The sequence below is a fragment of the Longitalea arenae genome, assembly GCF_016924755.1.
GTDB lineage: Bacteria > Bacteroidota > Bacteroidia > Chitinophagales > Chitinophagaceae > Niastella > Niastella arenae.
The window spans coordinates 209,260-224,114 of sequence record NZ_JAFFJX010000008.1 but is presented as its reverse complement, the minus strand read 5'-3'; the positions used below and the strand labels follow the sequence as shown (position 1 = coordinate 224,114).

Genomic DNA, 14,855 nt, shown 5'->3' with positions numbered 1-14,855 from the left:
AAAAGAAGCTGCCACTCAACAGGTGGCAGCCTTCTTTCGTTTCTACATGTCTGACCTACTTAGAAGCCTTGCGTTTTGGTTTGTTCACCGACTTGATATTTTTTCTGCTACCGTTCGTTTTACCATCGTTTCTGCTAATGCCATTACTCTTTGGCGCTGCTATGGCCATCCTCGCTTCCTTCACCTCATCCACCACTTTTTCCAGCGCACCGCGTGCGGCGAGGCCATCGGCCAGCGTGTCGAGCACTTCCGCTGCTTCCTGTTTTTCTCCTTGTTCCTGTAAAGCCTTGCTGAAGCGGGTCAGGTAATAGTTAAGGTCGATATTGCCCAATACTTCCGCTGCCGCTTCGGGGTTTTCCAAAATACTGCCCAAGAGCTTTTGGGCAGCATCGAGGTTGGCGTTGGCAGTACGGATGGCCGTATTTGATTCCGCCAGTGATTGCATTTCTTCTTCACTGCCTGCCGGTATAACAAGGCCTTTGTAATCTTTCATCAGGGCATTGGCCTGGGCTATGCGGCAATGTACAGCCGCATTGGAATCGGGCAGCTGCTCGATCACTTCCTGCACTACATTATTGCCACCATCCAATACCCGGCTTCCGTCGAAGGTGAGTATCCGCCCGACCGCTTCACTGAAAAAGTCCTGCGCCAGTAATTCTTCATTATAATCTTTTGGCGGTTTTACACGGATGGTCAATGGGTTTGAAACAATGTCTTCTTTATGATAGTGCAGCGCCACCTGAACAGTATAGTAACCCGGTTCTGCAATATCCCAGCCACCTTTACCAACTGATGTAAACAGGGAATCATAGATGGCTTCCCCGTGGCTCAGGGCTTTATGTTCCGGCTGCCAGCAATAAGTGGCATAGGGGATCACTTCCTTCGCCGGTTGTCCCCTGCGTTTTACGATCACTGTCAGGTGATGGCTGGGTGATAATAGTTTTACCGGAACCACCAATGGCTGGCCAGAGATATTTGTCAGCTTCAATTCAAGCACCACCGGTTCCAGGAATTCAAAAACAGGCGCCTGTTCTACCCCTTTGATCCCTTTGCGCTGTACCCGCAGGTCGAGCCGGAAACTGGGTTCTGCCAGCAGGTTGGCCTGTTCAAAACCATGGTGATCGAACCAGGCTGCATTGCCCATTTGCACGTACTGCTCAGGCGCATGGCGCATAAACAGCAGCTCATTATTGCTGAATGTGTAACGGAAATTGTTAAAGAAGGCGGTTTGTCCACCGGCAACATTATAGGGATAGTTCATGAAACTGCGTGCTTCAGGTTCATTGCTTAACGGGATCCAGGGCGTGCCCAGTGCCTTTTGCCAGGAGTGCGCCAGGTTAAAAGCATGTCCCATTTCATGACAGGTGCACCAGAATTTCATGCGCTCTACCCAGGCAGCAGGTGCTGGGTCGTTGGCCGGCGCCTGGGTAATGAACGACTGCGTGAAAATGGCTGTTCCCTGCCGGTGATTGCCGCCAATATCGTCGAACATAATACCGCCCAGGCTTTGTCCTTCTTCATGCAAAGCAGCAAAGAACACCCACATCGACCATTGTGGTTTATTCCTGAATCTTGACCAGAATTTTTGCATGGCGTCATGCATTTCCATATCGCTCCATTTCGCATCGTGGCCTGCACCGGTTATTGGTAATGCGCCGCCGCCCATGGTTTCAGTAACGTCGAAGCCGGCCCGCTGAAATACTTTGGCAATGGTGAGTTTTTCTTTAGGCAAATTGGCCGGCCGGTTGGGATGCGCGTGGGTATCCATGGTAAGCGCGGGCGTAACGCCTTTTACAAAATCAAATTCAAATTCCACTTTCCGGAAAAAGGGCGATACATATTCATAAGCTCTTTCGGCATTCGGCGCTCCACCGCCGGAGAAGATGACCTTTGTGCTCTGCGGTAAGAGCGAGCCTGCGCGCCGGATCATGATCTTCACATTGGTATAAGGGAAAGCGCCCAGGTTCCCTTCTTTAAATACCACGGTTCCCAGCCAGGTATTAGGGCCTTCCTGGATCAGTTTGGCGATCCAGTGCACCCTCGAGTTGAGCGCCCTGATGATGGTGCCGCTGGCGATGTTTTGCGGCAGTGTACCATCCACATCTAAGCGCAGTTCTTCCCGCATGCCTATATCGGCTGCGGCCATATCCATTAATTGTACGAGGTCTTCGCCATTACCATTGCTGTGCACACCGGAAACCAGGGACGGGCTGCTTCGCCTGTACATACCGCTTATTGGCTGCAGCGCTGCCGCCACATTGGGTGAGGCAATGCTTTGCAGCTGGGTATCTTCGTCAACGCCGGGTGTCATGGCAAGCTGTTCAATGGAGGTTTGGTTATTGTTTGGAGACATACAGCAGTATTTGATTTAAGTGAATAAATAGTAGGATCTCACAGTGGCAGTGGATGTTCACTATCAGGCGTAGCGGAAGGGTTCATTGGAAAGGGTATGAGTAATATGTCCATCCTGCGTGAGGGAAATACCAACATACAGATCAGTACCGGATACAGTAACGGGAATATTCAAGTGGGTATTACGATTAATTACAGTGATGCGCAAAATATGCGGGCCGGTTTTGCCGGGCAGGTCAAAGGAAGCTGCTTTGCCGGTCTGCATCCTTGTTTTCAGGTGCTCTTTGCGAAATACTTCATCGTCGTCAAACCAAACGATGACAGTATCATTTTCAAAGCCTTCCTGAAAAGCAACATGCATGTTGGGCATGGCGTGGTTGTTAGTGATCATACTAATTTACGTGCTTCAGTAGTCGGAAAAAAGGGTGTTTTTCACGTATCTTAAAATGATTATCTTTCCTCCTCTATGATAGCAACCGATGTGTGCATTATTGGCGCTGGTCCGGCAGGTGCTGCCGCCGCTTTGCAGCTGCAACAACTCCATATTCCCTGTGTGGTGGTAGATAAGGCGGTGTTCCCCCGTGATAAGATCTGTGGCGATGGTTTAAGTGGCAAAGTGTTAACGGCCCTGAACCGCATCGATCCTGAAATGGGTAAGCGCCTCTGTGCCCTGCAGGAAAAGGAGGGAAGCTGGGGCGTAACTTTTACCGCGCCCAGCCGCGACGCACTCGACATCGCTTATCAACCCGGTTATAACAGCCAGGCGAAGGAAGGTATACCGGCCGGTTTTGTTTGCAAACGTATTCACTTCGATAATTTCCTGGTCAGTGAAATGAAACGCTGCCCCGGCATACAATTGTTTGAAGGGCGGTCGATAGATGCATACACTTTGCAGGAAGACGGCTATTTGCTCGCCGATGCAACCGGTGAATTCCTGGTAAAGGCCAAATTGATCATTGTCGCCAATGGCGCGCATTCGCCATTTACCAAAGAACCCGGCGGTATTTATATGGAACCGCAGCATTACTGCGCCGGTATCCGCGCATATTATAAAGGCGTTACCGGTCTCAGCGCAGATGGATTTATTGAACTGCATTTTTTGCGGTCATTATTGCCCGGGTATTTCTGGATCTTTCCCTTGCCGAATGGCGAAGCGAATATTGGCATCAGTATCCTCAGTTCGGTGGTGCGTAAAAGAAAGCTGAACCTGAAAAAGCTCTTGCAGGAAATTATAACCAGCGATCCGGTGCTGAAGCAGCGGTTCACCCATGCGGAAGGGGTAAGTGCAGTGGAGGGTTATGGCCTGCCACTGGGCAGTAAGAAACGAAAGATTTCCGGGGAGAGATATATGCTTGCGGGCGATGCAGGGTATTTAATAGATCCTTTTACAGGGGAAGGCATTGGTAACGCATTATATTCAGGCCGTATTGCCGCCCGCCAGGCTGCTGCCTGTTTGCAGGCAAACGACTTTTCAGCTGCCTGTATGAAAGCGTATGATGATGAGGTGTATAGAGTACTGGGTCCCGAGTTGCGCTTAAGCACCAAACTGCAAAAACTGGCGCGGCGCACCTGGCTTTTTAATTTCCTGATGAAAACAGCCATGCGCAATAAACAGTTAAGAGAATTAATGTCTTGCATGTTCTACGAAATAGATGTTCGTAAAAAGCTGGCGCAACCTTCCTTTTATGTGAAAATGCTGCTGAACAGGTAATGCGTATACAGCACAAGTGTTACAATACACTGCCCAGGTTATACTGGCTAAAAACTTCTTTGGTAATAATACGGCAGTTCTCCGTCAGTTGATCCAGGGTGCAACTCAGTACATTAATATTCACGGGCAGTTCATTTACCGTTTCCATCAGCTCGATACATAACATATTCTGATCATTCACTTCTTTATCGCCTTTTAATTTATCGAAGAGCCGGGCGGCTGCTTCGCGGTCATTACCTATATCAAAGCGGCCAAAAGTTTCCGGTCCGGCCGGTGTCTTAAGATGACAGATAATATAAAAATTAGTTTGCATGGTCCTGGTTTATTGGTCACCGTTCATTGCTGTTTACAATACAAATAGCAGCTGGCTAGCAGGGTGAAATTTTGGCAAATATAAAGTTCGCTGTCTGTCTGATAAACTGAAAAAAATTCCTGCATTTTTTTCAGTTTTCCGCCTCTTATACCGAATGGCACAGGAGTTGGTAAGCAATTTTCACCGGCTTTCTATAAGCGTTATAAAGTTTGACTTTGTTTTTAACCAATTCAAAATCATGAATTATGGCAGGAAATGTAAAAGCCACTCCATTGCACGACAGGGTGATCATTCAACCCGCTCCCTCCACCGAGAAAACTGCCGGTGGAATTATCATTCCCGATACTGCAAAAGAAAAACCACAGATGGGCATTGTACTGGCCGCTGGTCCGGGTAAAAAAGACGAACCATTGACCGTAAAAGAAGGAGACCAGGTATTGTACGGTAAATATGCCGGAACGGAGTTCCAGTACGAAGGACAGCAACTGTTGATCATGCGGGAGTCTGATATCCTTGCCATTTTGTAATGGGATGGAAGTCCTTACCATGTAGTTTGATCCTTTATTTACAACCGCTAAAAAATCAAATGAGCTATGTCAAAGCAATTGTTTTTTGATGTAACAGCCAGGAACCAGATGAAGAAAGGCGTTGATATTTTAGCCAACGCTGTAAAAGTTACCCTTGGTCCAAAAGGACGTAATGTAGTACTTGAAAAGAAATTCGGCGCTCCTGCCATCACCAAGGACGGTGTGAGCGTTGCCAAGGAAATCGAGCTCGAAGATCCGCTTGAGAATATGGGTGCCCAGATGGTAAAGGAAGTGGCTTCCAAAACGGCCGATATAGCAGGTGATGGAACCACTACCGCTACCGTGCTGGCACAGGCTATCATTCATGAAGGGTTAAAAAATGTGGCCGCCGGCGCCAATCCCATGGACCTGAAAAGAGGTATCGACAAAGGCGTGGAGGCCATCGTAAAAAGCCTGCGGGAGCAATCCCAAACCATTGGCACCGATGTGAGCAAGATCCGCCAGGTAGCCACCATCTCTGCCAATAATGATGAGACCATTGGCGACCTGATCGCGCAGGCCTTCACCAAGGTAGGCAATGAAGGGGTGATCACCGTGGAAGAGGCCAAAGGCACAGACACCACCGTGGAAGTGGTGGAAGGTATGCAGTTCGACCGCGGATACATCTCGCCCTATTTCGTTACCAATACCGAGAAAATGCAGGTAGAACTGGAACGCCCGTATATCCTTATCTATGATAAAAAAATATCTGCCATGAAGGATATCCTGGGCATTCTGGAAAAGACCGCCAAAACCGGCCGGCCGATATTGATCATTGCAGAAGACCTGGAAGGGGAAGCCCTGGCTACCCTGGTAGTGAACAAACTGCGTGGTACCCTGAAAGTGGCTGCGGTAAAAGCCCCCGGCTTTGGCGACCGCCGCAAGGAAATGCTGCAGGATATAGCCATTCTTACCAAGGGTACTGTTATCAGTGAAGAACAAGGTCATACACTGGAGAATGCAGACCTCAGCCACCTCGGCACTGCTGAAACCGTGACCATTGATAAAGACAATACCACCATCGTGGGTGGCCAGGGCGAAAAAGACGCTATTACCGCCCGCATCAACCAGATCAAAGCTCAAATGGCCGTTACTACCTCTGAGTATGACAAGGAGAAACTGCAGGAGCGACTGGCCAAATTGACCGGTGGTGTTGCCGTGTTGTATGTAGGCGCCGCTACTGAAGTTGAAATGAAAGAAAAGAAAGACCGTGTAGACGATGCCCTGCATGCTACCCGTGCCGCCGTGGAAGAAGGTATTGTGCCAGGCGGTGGCGTTGCTTACATTCGCGCCAGCCAATCGCTGGAGACCCTGGAAGGCAGGAACGAAGACGAAACAACCGGTATTGCTATCGTTAAACGGGCAGTAGAAGAACCATTGCGCCAGATCGTGCGCAACTGCGGTATGGAAGGAAGCGTTGTAGTGCAAAATATTAAGCAGGGTGCAGGCGATTATGGGTTCAATGCCCGTACCGAGCAATATGAGAACCTGCTGGCAGCCGGCGTAATAGATCCAACTAAAGTATCACGCGTAGCTATAGAACACGCCGCTTCTGTGGCTGGCATGTTACTCACTACCGAATGCGTCATTTCCGACAAGCCGAAAAAAGAAGCCGCTGCAGCACCCGCACCTGCTATGGGCGGTATGGATTATTAAGAGAAACAAATGGGTTACCGTTGAATTGCTGTTAAAAGACAACCCCGGTCCTGTACAGGCGCCGGGGTTTAGTTTATTAGCTGATGTGCTGATCCCGCAAAGCGGGACAGGTTGTGCTAATGAGAACAACTATGATCTGATCTCTCTACGCATAAAAAAGAAATAAGAAAGAGCGAAACAAACCGTAGTAGCAGCAAATAAACCGGATAATTGCGGCCACACGATCAGGATGCTTTCGCGGAATGACAGGGGTGTGGGAATGGCGCCTGCCATCTGCTCTACTGTAAGCGGTCCCAGGCTGCGAACGGCCGGCATCAGCAAAACGGTAGTGGCATCGGTATAAAGCTGGCTGGGGGAAAAGCGCAGCAGGTTCAGGATAACATTGTTATAATACATGATGTCATCGGGCGACAGAAACGCAGGGTCAGGCAGCAATGCCTTCACGATCATATTCACGATGATCTTGTAAAAAATGGTAAAGAATAACCAGATGCCAATGGCCGTCAGGGCAGAAGTGGTTGCCTGTTTGAATTTTACGGAAAGGAGGATGGATAAGCTTAGCCAGAAACCCACATACAATACGGTAAGCAGGATGAAGCTTAGTATCCGCAATATTTCCACTACTTCAATGCGTACCCCGGTTATGATCAGTCCGGCCCCGATCATCAACAGGCCAAGCGAAAGGAATAAGGTAGTGATAACGATGAGCGGACTGATAAATTTCGCCAGGAGCACATTGTCGCGGTACACCGGTTGCGCCAGCAAACGGATCAGGGTGCCATTCTGCTGTTCGGCGTTTATCGCATCGAAACCTAAGCCGATGCCAAGAATGGCGCCCAGAAAGCTCATAAAAATATGAAAGGAGGGGAGTGAACCGTCGGTTGTCGTCAGGATCTTTAAAAACAAGAGAAAGCGTTCCGGCTCTTCACTCACCGCAGCGGGTTTAATATTCGTTAGTGATACATACATGGAACCCAGGAATGTCAATACGATGAGCACTAACAATACAATGAACCGCCAGCTTCTCACATGATCGCCGATCTCCTTTCGGATAATGGCGGCCAGGGGCGAAGCAGCCGGGTTCTTTTGCACTGCGGGCTTTACGACCGCCCGGTTACTGACTTTTAATTTTTTTGAAAAATGATCTTTGAAGTAAACTACCGGACTTTCCATTAGCTTCATTTTCGGTTAGATTATTTTCAAAATAGCGTTGATAGATCTCTTCCAGGCCGTATTCTTTTTGATGAACGCCCAGGATGTCAAAACCCTTGTTTACAAAATAGCGAACAAGGGCTGGTGTGCAATTGCCGGTGCACGTAATGGTAATAGTGTGACCGGCCATAGTCACCGCCTTTACGCCCCCTATTTGTAGCAGTTCCTGCTCATGGCCGGCTGTAACAGGCAGCAGATCTGCCACGGTGATCGTTACAACATTCGACTCTTTTGACGACAGCTGGTCAGACAGGCGAGAGATCTGATCGCTGGCCAGCAATTTGCCGTCTACAAAAATACCCACCCGGTCACAGACCTGCTGCACCTGGTTAAGGTGGTGTGATGATAATAAGACCGTGATATTTTGTTGCCTGCTCAGTTGCCTGATCAGGGTGAGAAATTCTTTTACACCACTGGGGTCTATTCCATTCGTGGGTTCATCCAGGATGATAACATCCGGCTGTTTGATCAGGACTTCGGCAAGCCCCAACCGTTGTTTCATCCCGCGCGAATAGGCGCCGGCCTTTTTATGCATCGATTTTTCCAGCCCTACTGCTTCCATCATTTCCATGGCCCTGGGACGCACGCCCGATTCAGGAATGCCATTCAACCTGGCGATGTACACCAGGTTATCGAGAGCAGTCATGCCATCATAGAAGCCCAGATTATCGGGCATATAGCCTACTTTTCGTTTAATGGCAACCGGATTGCTGGTGGCGTTAACGCCACATACGTTGACTGTTCCGGCACTGGGTTCTGTAAGTCCCAGCATCATAAGAATAGTGGTTGTTTTGCCGGCTCCGTTTGGTCCAAGAAGGCCGTATATTTCTCCCTGGTCGATGGTGAGGTTTAAATTGTCTACCGCCTTTAGTGAACCATACAGTTTAGTCAACCCTTTTAATTCAATGACAGGATTTTCCATACTGTTAGTTGCTTATCTTCTACCATATTTTCTGATCAGGGAATATACCAGCCCCATGGCCAGAAGTATTACGAGTATGCCCACGGAGCCGGCGAGCCAGGAGGTGGTTACCGTTAGCCGGTAAGATGAATTAGCGGTTGCATTATTGTTTCTGACCGTGAAATTGGTCATGTAGTCGCCGGCGATGGTCTTATCAGGCACATTTACAGTAGCCACTACATTGATGGTGCTTCCCGGTTCAAGCCGGTCAATTTTGGCAGGCTCGAAACTGACATTCCATTTGGTAGGCGTTTGCGCAGAGAGTTCCAGGTTGTCGAGCGGTAAACTGCCCTGGTTCTTGAGCGACAGATAAATAGGTTTTTTGCTGCCTTCGGTAACTTCATCGCTCAACAGTCCGGTAGGTGTGGTTAATTCCACGGCATAGGTGCCTTTCACCACGGCTTCGAGGTTCAGTTCGAGCGTGCCCTGGTCGGAGACGGCTTTTACCGGTATTGCATATTTACCGGGTTTTACGGAGGGGGATGGCGTTAGTTCGATGGAAATGTCCTGTGTTTTGTTTGAATCCAGCCTGAAAGAAGTAACGGGCATGCCATCTACCCTGAAACTGCTGCTCCAGCCCGCTGGTACACTGGCCTGCAGATCATAAATGATTGAGCGGTTTAAGCCGTTCGTAAGGGAAGCATTGAAACGGAATGTTTCTTTGGCGGTAGCTTCGAGGTTAATAAGCCTTGCAGTAAAGCTGGAGTTTTTAACCGGCCCTGCATGCGCAGTCGCCGGCAGCGGCGGTAAAAAAACAGTTGGGAAAAAGAAGAGAATAAGCAGATAGGGGATTCGTCCACGGCCTTCAGATCGCCGGGGCTGACGATGTAGCGCTAGCATAAGATTAACAAACAGTTTATTATTTATTAATAGAATAAAAGCGCCTTTTAAAAAGGCATGGCTAATTTAATAAAGACAAATTATTTTCCCCAAATTAAAGATGAAAAAAATTAGCCTACAGTGCCTTTATCGTCCCAATGGTCTTTAATGACCTTGCCATGGGCGTCTTTCAGCAGTCTTCGCGCATAGCGGCGGCCGCGGATATGTCCTGTTGCGTCTTTTGTACCCATAAATAACAAAACAGGATTGCCTTCAGCGTCTGTTTTAAAGGCGAGATCATAGCGCTGAAATCTTTTCTCTACAAAAGCGGAAGCTTCGTATTGTTTGCTGAGTATTTTTAATATTGCCGGGCCGAGCGCCATCGTTTTTTTTATTCAATTGCAGGAAGAAAGAGATGAAATTTCGAACCTTTGCCGGGCACTGATTCAGCCGTGACATAACCATGGTGATTAAGGGCTGCTTTTCTTACAATGGACAATCCGATGCCCGTGCCTGTAAGACCCTCTTTTTGTTTCAGTCTTTTGAATACATCGAAAATTTTTTCTGACTGGTCCTGTTCAAAACCAATTCCATTATCGCTGAATGTAATGCGATGATAGATGCGATCAGTTACAGGAAGTTCTTCCGGCAGATCGATAGCCTGCAGCTGCGTGCTTGATATAGAGATGACCGGCGATAAACCCGGTTTTGCAAATTTGATCGCGTTTGATAAGAGGTTCAGAAAAAGCTGGTGTAATTGAAACCGGATGCCTTTAATGGCAGGAAGATGGCTGGCGCTAATGTTGGCATTGGATTCCTGGATCATCAGCTCCAGGTCGGTTTTAACAGAACTGAGGATCTCGTTCAGGTCAATGGTTTCCTTCACCATATTCTCATTCGAAATGCGCGAATACAGGAGCACCGATTCCATCAATGCCTGCATACGTTCTGCTGATGAAATGATCTTCCGGGCAAAGGCCTGCATATCTTCCGGCGTACTATCCGGTTCCAGCTGCCGGTCGGCGAAGATCCTGATCTTTCTTACCGGCTCTTTCAGGTCATGGCTCACCACATATGCAAAAGATGATAGTTCATCATTCAGGTGTACCAGCTCGTGATTTTTTATTTCCAGTTCAATAGCATTATTGAGCAGCCGGTCTTCATATTTTTTTCGTTCGGTAAGATCCCTGGTGACTTTTGAGAATCCGATAATGCCACCGCGTTCGTTATGCAGGGCAGTGATAACAACACTGGCCCAGAAAGTGCTTCCATCTTTTCTTTTCCGCCAGCCTTCATTGGAGGCTTTTCCAAATTCTGCCGCCGCTTTTAATAATTTGTCGGGCAGGCCATTTTCTATGTCTTCTGATGTATAGAAGGTCTTAAAACTTTTGCCAACGATATCATTCGCCTTATACCCTTTGATGAGCTCGGCGCCCATATTCCAGTTCTGGATATGGCCTGTTTCATCTAACAATAAAATGGCATAATCCTGTACTTCGGCGATCATTTTCTGATATCGTTCTTCGCTTTGCCGCAGTTCTTCCAGTATTTTGTCATAGCGGTCTTCTGCCGCTTTTTTTGCTGTAAGGTCTTTTGTCAGCTTCAGGAAGCCGCTGACAGCTCCCAGTTCGTCATGAATAGCGGTAATAGTAACATTACCCCAGAAGGGTTCGCCGTTCTTTCTGATACGCCAGCCTTCGTGCACTGCCTTACCATTTTTACGGGCTTCTTCCAGCAATTGTTGCGGAAGTTTACGTTCGAGGTCTGCCTGCGGGTAAAAAAGCTGGTGGCTTTTGCCGATTATTTCATCGGCCCGGTATCTTTTGATCTTCTCGGCGCCTTTGTTCCAGGAAAGGATATTCCCTTTCACATCCAGTAAAAAGATGGCATAATCTTCCACCTCTGAGATCATTCTCTCAAATTTAGCTTCCGCCAAGTGGGTATGGTCAGATTCAATCGTACGGTTGCTGGATGAATCTGTCCGAAATTGTTCATTGTTTAGATCCATGATTACTCGTTTGGTCCTACTTATAGATAGCGGAAAAGATGATGATGTTGTGATTAATACTGATTATTAAAAATAAGTGTAACCATCATTACTAAAAAATTCATGCCAGGCAATATTATGCAACCACTATATTATGGCTTTTTGATGCTTCTATTGATTTCAGGGTATCAACCAGCCTGTCTTTAGATGTGTGGGTGATCTTTTCCAGGAAGTCTTTTAATTTAATGAAACTGGGAGGCTTTTCGAAATAGCAGACGGCCCCCGCTTTGATGGCCTTTTTGCCGTCAAGAACTGCTGCAGATGTTGAATACATTACCACGGGGATCGATCGCAAACCCGCATGCTGTTTTAAGGTTCGTAAACTTTCCCATCCGTCCAGCTCTGGCATGTTCACATCTAAAAAAATGATTTCAGGGTTTATCTTACCGGTATGGAGTTTTTCTATAAGCTCTTTGCCATTGGTGGCAGTGTCTAAAACTATATGTTTATCAATCTTTTTCAGCGCCTCTTCAAAGAGGTCGGTATCATCAGGATCATCGTCGGCCAAAAAAAAGTTTCTGATCAAATTAGATTGTTATAGTTTATGTTGCAAGTTAACTAAAATCTGTAAAAGAAGCGGACCTGCCTGTAACCAGGCTTTGGTTAAATACTCATTAAAAACAAATTAGAAATAGCTTAGACCGGCCCCTCAACCATTTTATGTGCCAGAAGGCGGTTTTTATGGCATAAGAATTTATTACAGGTGAAAATAACGGATTAACAATGCAGAATGAAGCCGTATTGATTATCGACCACGATGAGGATGACTGGATAATGATTGATGAAGTTTGGAAGGAATTGAAACTGAACAATGAGCTGGTATTTGTAAGTACCGCGGAGGAAGCTATTGCCCGCATCCAAAAAATGCAATCGGCCCCTTTTATCATCATCTGTGAACTGAACCTGCCCCGGATAAACGGCTTTGAACTGCGGGAAACCATGCTACATACACATTCGAAAAAGCTGCGGAGTGTTCCCTTTATATTCTGGTCAACCACTGCTTCAGAAGAACAAATATTGCATGCCTATAATTTGTCGGTACACGGCTTCTTTATCAAAGACAATAGCATACATGATCTGAAAGAAACATTCAAAGCCATTATCACCTATTGGACAAAAAGCAAGATGCCCGCCAAGAGCAATGTAATTTAAAGCAGGAAGCCGGAAGCCCCAAGTCTGCACCATTTTCACCACTCACTTACCTAATATGGGCCTGGCCGGTAATACACAGGAAAGAATGCGGAAATCTCTATTATTGCGGGTTATAATGAAAGCAGGAAAGTAAAGAATATTCTATCTGAGGATCTGCGGATCAACGGTCAGCTGATCTCTGATGATATGAAAGAAAAGCCGGGCTATTATCGAACGGCCGATCTTGCCAGGATAGCAGTGGGGGAACATGTGGAAGGAATCGTGTTCCGGAGAAGTGGATCGAATTAAAACGGTATGCTTTCCAGGTGATCACCCGTTCACTCCCTGGCTGGGTTGAAATGTGTAACAGGCCAGGAAGACCGAATTCATCCATTCAGCATGCCTGGCCTGTGGGATAAAAATATATACAGCTTTATACTCTTAAAGACCCCCTGAAACCCCTCGCTGCATAATATGATTCCGCACCATTGTGATACAGAAAAACAGTATCATAGCGCCGGTCACAGAACAGGGCGCCACCCAGTTTTCTGATGGCAGGTGGCGTAAGTACCCAGCTGGAGGTTTTCAGGTCGAATTTACCCAGGGTTTGTAATTCGCGGTATTCTTCTTCTGTTAATAATGTAATTCCCATGTCTAAAGCCATATTCATAGCGCTGTCTGCCGGTTTATGTTCTTTCCGGGAAGCCAGCGCCTCTCCATCGTAACAAAGGCTTCTACGGCCTTTCGGGCTTTCTGCCGAACAATCGAAGAAAATGAATTCATCTGTCTTTTTATCATAGCCCACTATATCCGGCTCGCCTTCGGTTTCCTCCATGGCATTCAGTGACCACAATTTGCCGGGATCAGCTTCCAGCTTTGCTGCAACTTTGTCCCAGCTAAGGCCTTTATGGCGATGCATGTTTTTCTCGAAACGGGTCTTCAGCGTGCGCAGTAATGCAGACTGTTGTTCTGCCGATAATTTGCTTTTAGTATTTTTCATGATAGGATGCTGTGCTAGTATATAAATGTAAGAAAATGACGCATTCATTAAGCCACTGCCATGATCTTTCTGTTGGCAGGTCTGAAATACCAGGATACCACGGTGAGCACCAGCAGCAACACAGAAGGAAAGATAACACTGGCAGCATGCCCCAGGGCGAGATGCGTATAAATGGCGCCGGAAGTAAGAAAGAAAAAACCTGCATAAGCCCATTCTTTTAATAAAGTAAATTTGGGTACAAGCAGGGCTATAACACCCAGGATCTTCCAGACACCTATAATGGTTAGGAAATAAACAGGGAAGCCTAACTGCGTAATACCTTCTACGCCGGGCGGTGACACGGCGCCTTCCATTTTCATTTTCAGGAGTTGTTGTGCACCACTGGCAAACATGCCTGATGCCAGCCAAATGGTGGCGATCCAATAAATGATCTTGTGGGTCCTTAGGGAACCGGTTTTTGTTTTTTCCATGTCGAATTGTTTTGGGGGTTAATCATCCAATCCTTTTCCATCAAGGATCTGCGGGAGATATTTTTCTACCCTGGCCGCCCGGGTTTTCGATTGTTTGGCCTGGTTAAAATAGTAGAGGTAAGCTCTTTGCCGTCCGGGTGTCAAAGCTTCAAACGCTTTTTTCAATGCGGGCTTTTTATCCAGCTTTACCTGGAATTCTTCAGGAACAGGGAAGTCTTCTGTTTTTTTCAATTTCACTTTCAGGCCAGCCCTTTCCACTTCAATCGCCTCGTAAATATAGGTCTTCAACACCCGCTCGAGTTTCGTTATTTCTTTTTTATTGGTGAAACGGACCTGGCGTGCCGCCTGTACATTCTCTGTTTGTTGGATCAGAATGCCATTGGGATCATTTAACAGGGCACCCTTGAAGAAGAGCATGGCGCAGTATTCTTTAAAACCATGGATCAGCACTATGTTATTGTTCTCAAACATGTAGCAGGGGTTACCCCATTTCAACTCTTCCGTAAGTCCACAGTCAAGAATGAGCGATCTCAGTTTTTCGAATTCATCATGCCACTGTTCGGCTTTTTCGAAAAAGAAATCTACCTTGGGATTCGTTTCACTTCTTGTCATGGTAT

Annotated in this window: 16 protein-coding genes; 4 read left to right on the top strand and 12 right to left on the bottom strand. The window is 47.1% G+C overall.

Annotated elements, in window-relative coordinates:
* Positions 1-55 precede the first annotated feature (55 nt).
* Entirely contained in the window at positions 56-2,353 is a 2,298-nt protein-coding gene (locus tag JT717_RS17340) for a zinc metalloprotease (protein ID WP_205511800.1), read from the bottom strand.
* Positions 2,354-2,416: 63 nt separating this feature from the next.
* The gene (locus JT717_RS17335) at positions 2,417-2,743 is read right to left on the bottom strand and encodes a hypothetical protein (protein WP_205511799.1); all 327 of its coding nucleotides are present in this window, start codon (positions 2,741-2,743) and stop codon (positions 2,417-2,419) included.
* 75 nt (positions 2,744-2,818) lie between these two features.
* Here JT717_RS17335 and JT717_RS17330 point away from each other — a divergent pair, with 75 nt between their 5' ends.
* Positions 2,819-4,063: an NAD(P)/FAD-dependent oxidoreductase gene (locus JT717_RS17330; RefSeq protein WP_205511797.1), complete on the top strand. Its 1,245-nt coding sequence runs from the start codon at positions 2,819-2,821 to the stop codon at positions 4,061-4,063.
* 19 nt (positions 4,064-4,082) lie between these two features.
* Here JT717_RS17330 and JT717_RS17325 read toward each other — a convergent pair whose 3' ends face one another.
* A complete protein-coding gene (locus JT717_RS17325; RefSeq protein ID WP_205511795.1) occupies positions 4,083-4,376 on the bottom strand; it encodes a hypothetical protein in 294 nt (97 codons plus the stop codon).
* A 245-nt stretch (positions 4,377-4,621) separates the two neighbouring features.
* On the opposite strand from JT717_RS17325, the gene JT717_RS17320 reads away from it, so the two are divergent.
* Positions 4,622-4,903: a co-chaperone GroES gene (locus tag JT717_RS17320; RefSeq protein WP_205511793.1), complete on the top strand. Its 282-nt coding sequence runs from the start codon at positions 4,622-4,624 to the stop codon at positions 4,901-4,903.
* Positions 4,904-4,969: 66 nt separating this feature from the next.
* Entirely contained in the window at positions 4,970-6,598 is a 1,629-nt protein-coding gene (gene groL, locus JT717_RS17315; protein WP_205511791.1) for a chaperonin GroEL, read from the top strand.
* A 129-nt stretch (positions 6,599-6,727) separates the two neighbouring features.
* On the opposite strand, the gene JT717_RS17310 is transcribed toward groL, so the two are convergent.
* From JT717_RS17310 to JT717_RS17285, 6 genes are all read right to left on the bottom strand, one after another.
* Positions 6,728-7,771: an ABC transporter permease gene (locus tag JT717_RS17310; protein WP_205511789.1), complete on the bottom strand. Its 1,044-nt coding sequence runs from the start codon at positions 7,769-7,771 to the stop codon at positions 6,728-6,730.
* On the bottom strand, positions 7,713-8,732 hold the full coding sequence (locus JT717_RS17305; protein ID WP_205511787.1) for an ABC transporter ATP-binding protein: 1,020 nt from the start codon (positions 8,730-8,732) through the stop codon (positions 7,713-7,715). The genes JT717_RS17310 and JT717_RS17305 overlap by 59 nt, the downstream gene beginning before the upstream one ends.
* Positions 8,733-8,744: 12 nt before the next feature.
* On the bottom strand, positions 8,745-9,611 hold the full coding sequence (locus JT717_RS17300; RefSeq protein ID WP_205511785.1) for a COG1470 family protein: 867 nt from the start codon (positions 9,609-9,611) through the stop codon (positions 8,745-8,747).
* Positions 9,612-9,721: 110 nt separating this feature from the next.
* Positions 9,722-9,973 (bottom strand): hypothetical protein, encoded by a 252-nt coding sequence (locus JT717_RS17295; RefSeq protein ID WP_205511784.1) that lies wholly within the window; start codon positions 9,971-9,973, stop codon positions 9,722-9,724.
* Between the two features lie 8 nt (positions 9,974-9,981).
* Positions 9,982-11,598 carry a sensor histidine kinase gene (locus JT717_RS17290; RefSeq protein ID WP_255553000.1) on the bottom strand — a complete coding sequence of 539 codons (1,617 nt, stop codon included), beginning with the start codon at positions 11,596-11,598 and terminating at the stop codon, positions 9,982-9,984.
* 115 nt (positions 11,599-11,713) lie between these two features.
* Positions 11,714-12,163, bottom strand: a complete 450-nt coding sequence (locus JT717_RS17285; protein WP_205511780.1) for a response regulator — start codon at positions 12,161-12,163, stop codon at positions 11,714-11,716.
* A 197-nt stretch (positions 12,164-12,360) separates the two neighbouring features.
* Between JT717_RS17285 and JT717_RS17280 the strand changes: the two genes are divergently transcribed.
* Complete coding sequence (locus tag JT717_RS17280) at positions 12,361-12,789, top strand: response regulator (RefSeq protein ID WP_205511778.1); 429 nt, start codon at positions 12,361-12,363, stop codon at positions 12,787-12,789.
* A 412-nt stretch (positions 12,790-13,201) separates the two neighbouring features.
* On the opposite strand, the gene JT717_RS17275 is transcribed toward JT717_RS17280, so the two are convergent.
* From JT717_RS17275 to JT717_RS17265, 3 genes are read right to left on the bottom strand one after another with little or no spacing between them, the layout of a single operon-like run.
* The gene (locus JT717_RS17275) at positions 13,202-13,768 is read right to left on the bottom strand and encodes a DUF4256 domain-containing protein (protein WP_205511776.1); all 567 of its coding nucleotides are present in this window, start codon (positions 13,766-13,768) and stop codon (positions 13,202-13,204) included.
* A gap of 47 nt (positions 13,769-13,815) precedes the next feature.
* On the bottom strand, positions 13,816-14,238 hold the full coding sequence (locus JT717_RS17270) for a DoxX family protein (protein ID WP_205511774.1): 423 nt from the start codon (positions 14,236-14,238) through the stop codon (positions 13,816-13,818).
* Between the two features lie 18 nt (positions 14,239-14,256).
* Positions 14,257-14,850 carry a YdeI/OmpD-associated family protein gene (locus tag JT717_RS17265; RefSeq protein WP_205511772.1) on the bottom strand — a complete coding sequence of 198 codons (594 nt, stop codon included), beginning with the start codon at positions 14,848-14,850 and terminating at the stop codon, positions 14,257-14,259.
* Positions 14,851-14,855 lie beyond the last annotated feature (5 nt).

What these genes read in the sequence shown, in the direction of transcription:
- JT717_RS17265 (WP_205511772.1), bottom strand. Translation starts at nt 14,850, where the DNA reads ATGACAAGAAGTGAAACGAATCCCAAGGTAGATTTCTTTTTCGAAAAA.
- JT717_RS17305 (WP_205511787.1), bottom strand. Translation starts at nt 8,732, where the DNA reads ATGGAAAATCCTGTCATTGAATTAAAAGGGTTGACTAAACTGTATGGT.
- JT717_RS17295 (WP_205511784.1), bottom strand. Translation starts at nt 9,973, where the DNA reads ATGGCGCTCGGCCCGGCAATATTAAAAATACTCAGCAAACAATACGAA.
- JT717_RS17325 (WP_205511795.1), bottom strand. Translation starts at nt 4,376, where the DNA reads ATGCAAACTAATTTTTATATTATCTGTCATCTTAAGACACCGGCCGGA.
- JT717_RS17275 (WP_205511776.1), bottom strand. Translation starts at nt 13,768, where the DNA reads ATGAAAAATACTAAAAGCAAATTATCGGCAGAACAACAGTCTGCATTA.
- groL (WP_205511791.1), top strand. Translation starts at nt 4,970, where the DNA reads ATGTCAAAGCAATTGTTTTTTGATGTAACAGCCAGGAACCAGATGAAG.
- JT717_RS17340 (WP_205511800.1), bottom strand. Translation starts at nt 2,353, where the DNA reads ATGTCTCCAAACAATAACCAAACCTCCATTGAACAGCTTGCCATGACA.
- JT717_RS17280 (WP_205511778.1), top strand. Translation starts at nt 12,361, where the DNA reads ATGCAGAATGAAGCCGTATTGATTATCGACCACGATGAGGATGACTGG.
- JT717_RS17320 (WP_205511793.1), top strand. Translation starts at nt 4,622, where the DNA reads ATGGCAGGAAATGTAAAAGCCACTCCATTGCACGACAGGGTGATCATT.
- JT717_RS17330 (WP_205511797.1), top strand. Translation starts at nt 2,819, where the DNA reads ATGATAGCAACCGATGTGTGCATTATTGGCGCTGGTCCGGCAGGTGCT.
- JT717_RS17335 (WP_205511799.1), bottom strand. Translation starts at nt 2,743, where the DNA reads ATGATCACTAACAACCACGCCATGCCCAACATGCATGTTGCTTTTCAG.
- JT717_RS17310 (WP_205511789.1), bottom strand. Translation starts at nt 7,771, where the DNA reads ATGGAAAGTCCGGTAGTTTACTTCAAAGATCATTTTTCAAAAAAATTA.
- JT717_RS17270 (WP_205511774.1), bottom strand. Translation starts at nt 14,238, where the DNA reads ATGGAAAAAACAAAAACCGGTTCCCTAAGGACCCACAAGATCATTTAT.
- JT717_RS17290 (WP_255553000.1), bottom strand. Translation starts at nt 11,598, where the DNA reads ATGGATCTAAACAATGAACAATTTCGGACAGATTCATCCAGCAACCGT.
- JT717_RS17300 (WP_205511785.1), bottom strand. Translation starts at nt 9,611, where the DNA reads ATGCTAGCGCTACATCGTCAGCCCCGGCGATCTGAAGGCCGTGGACGA.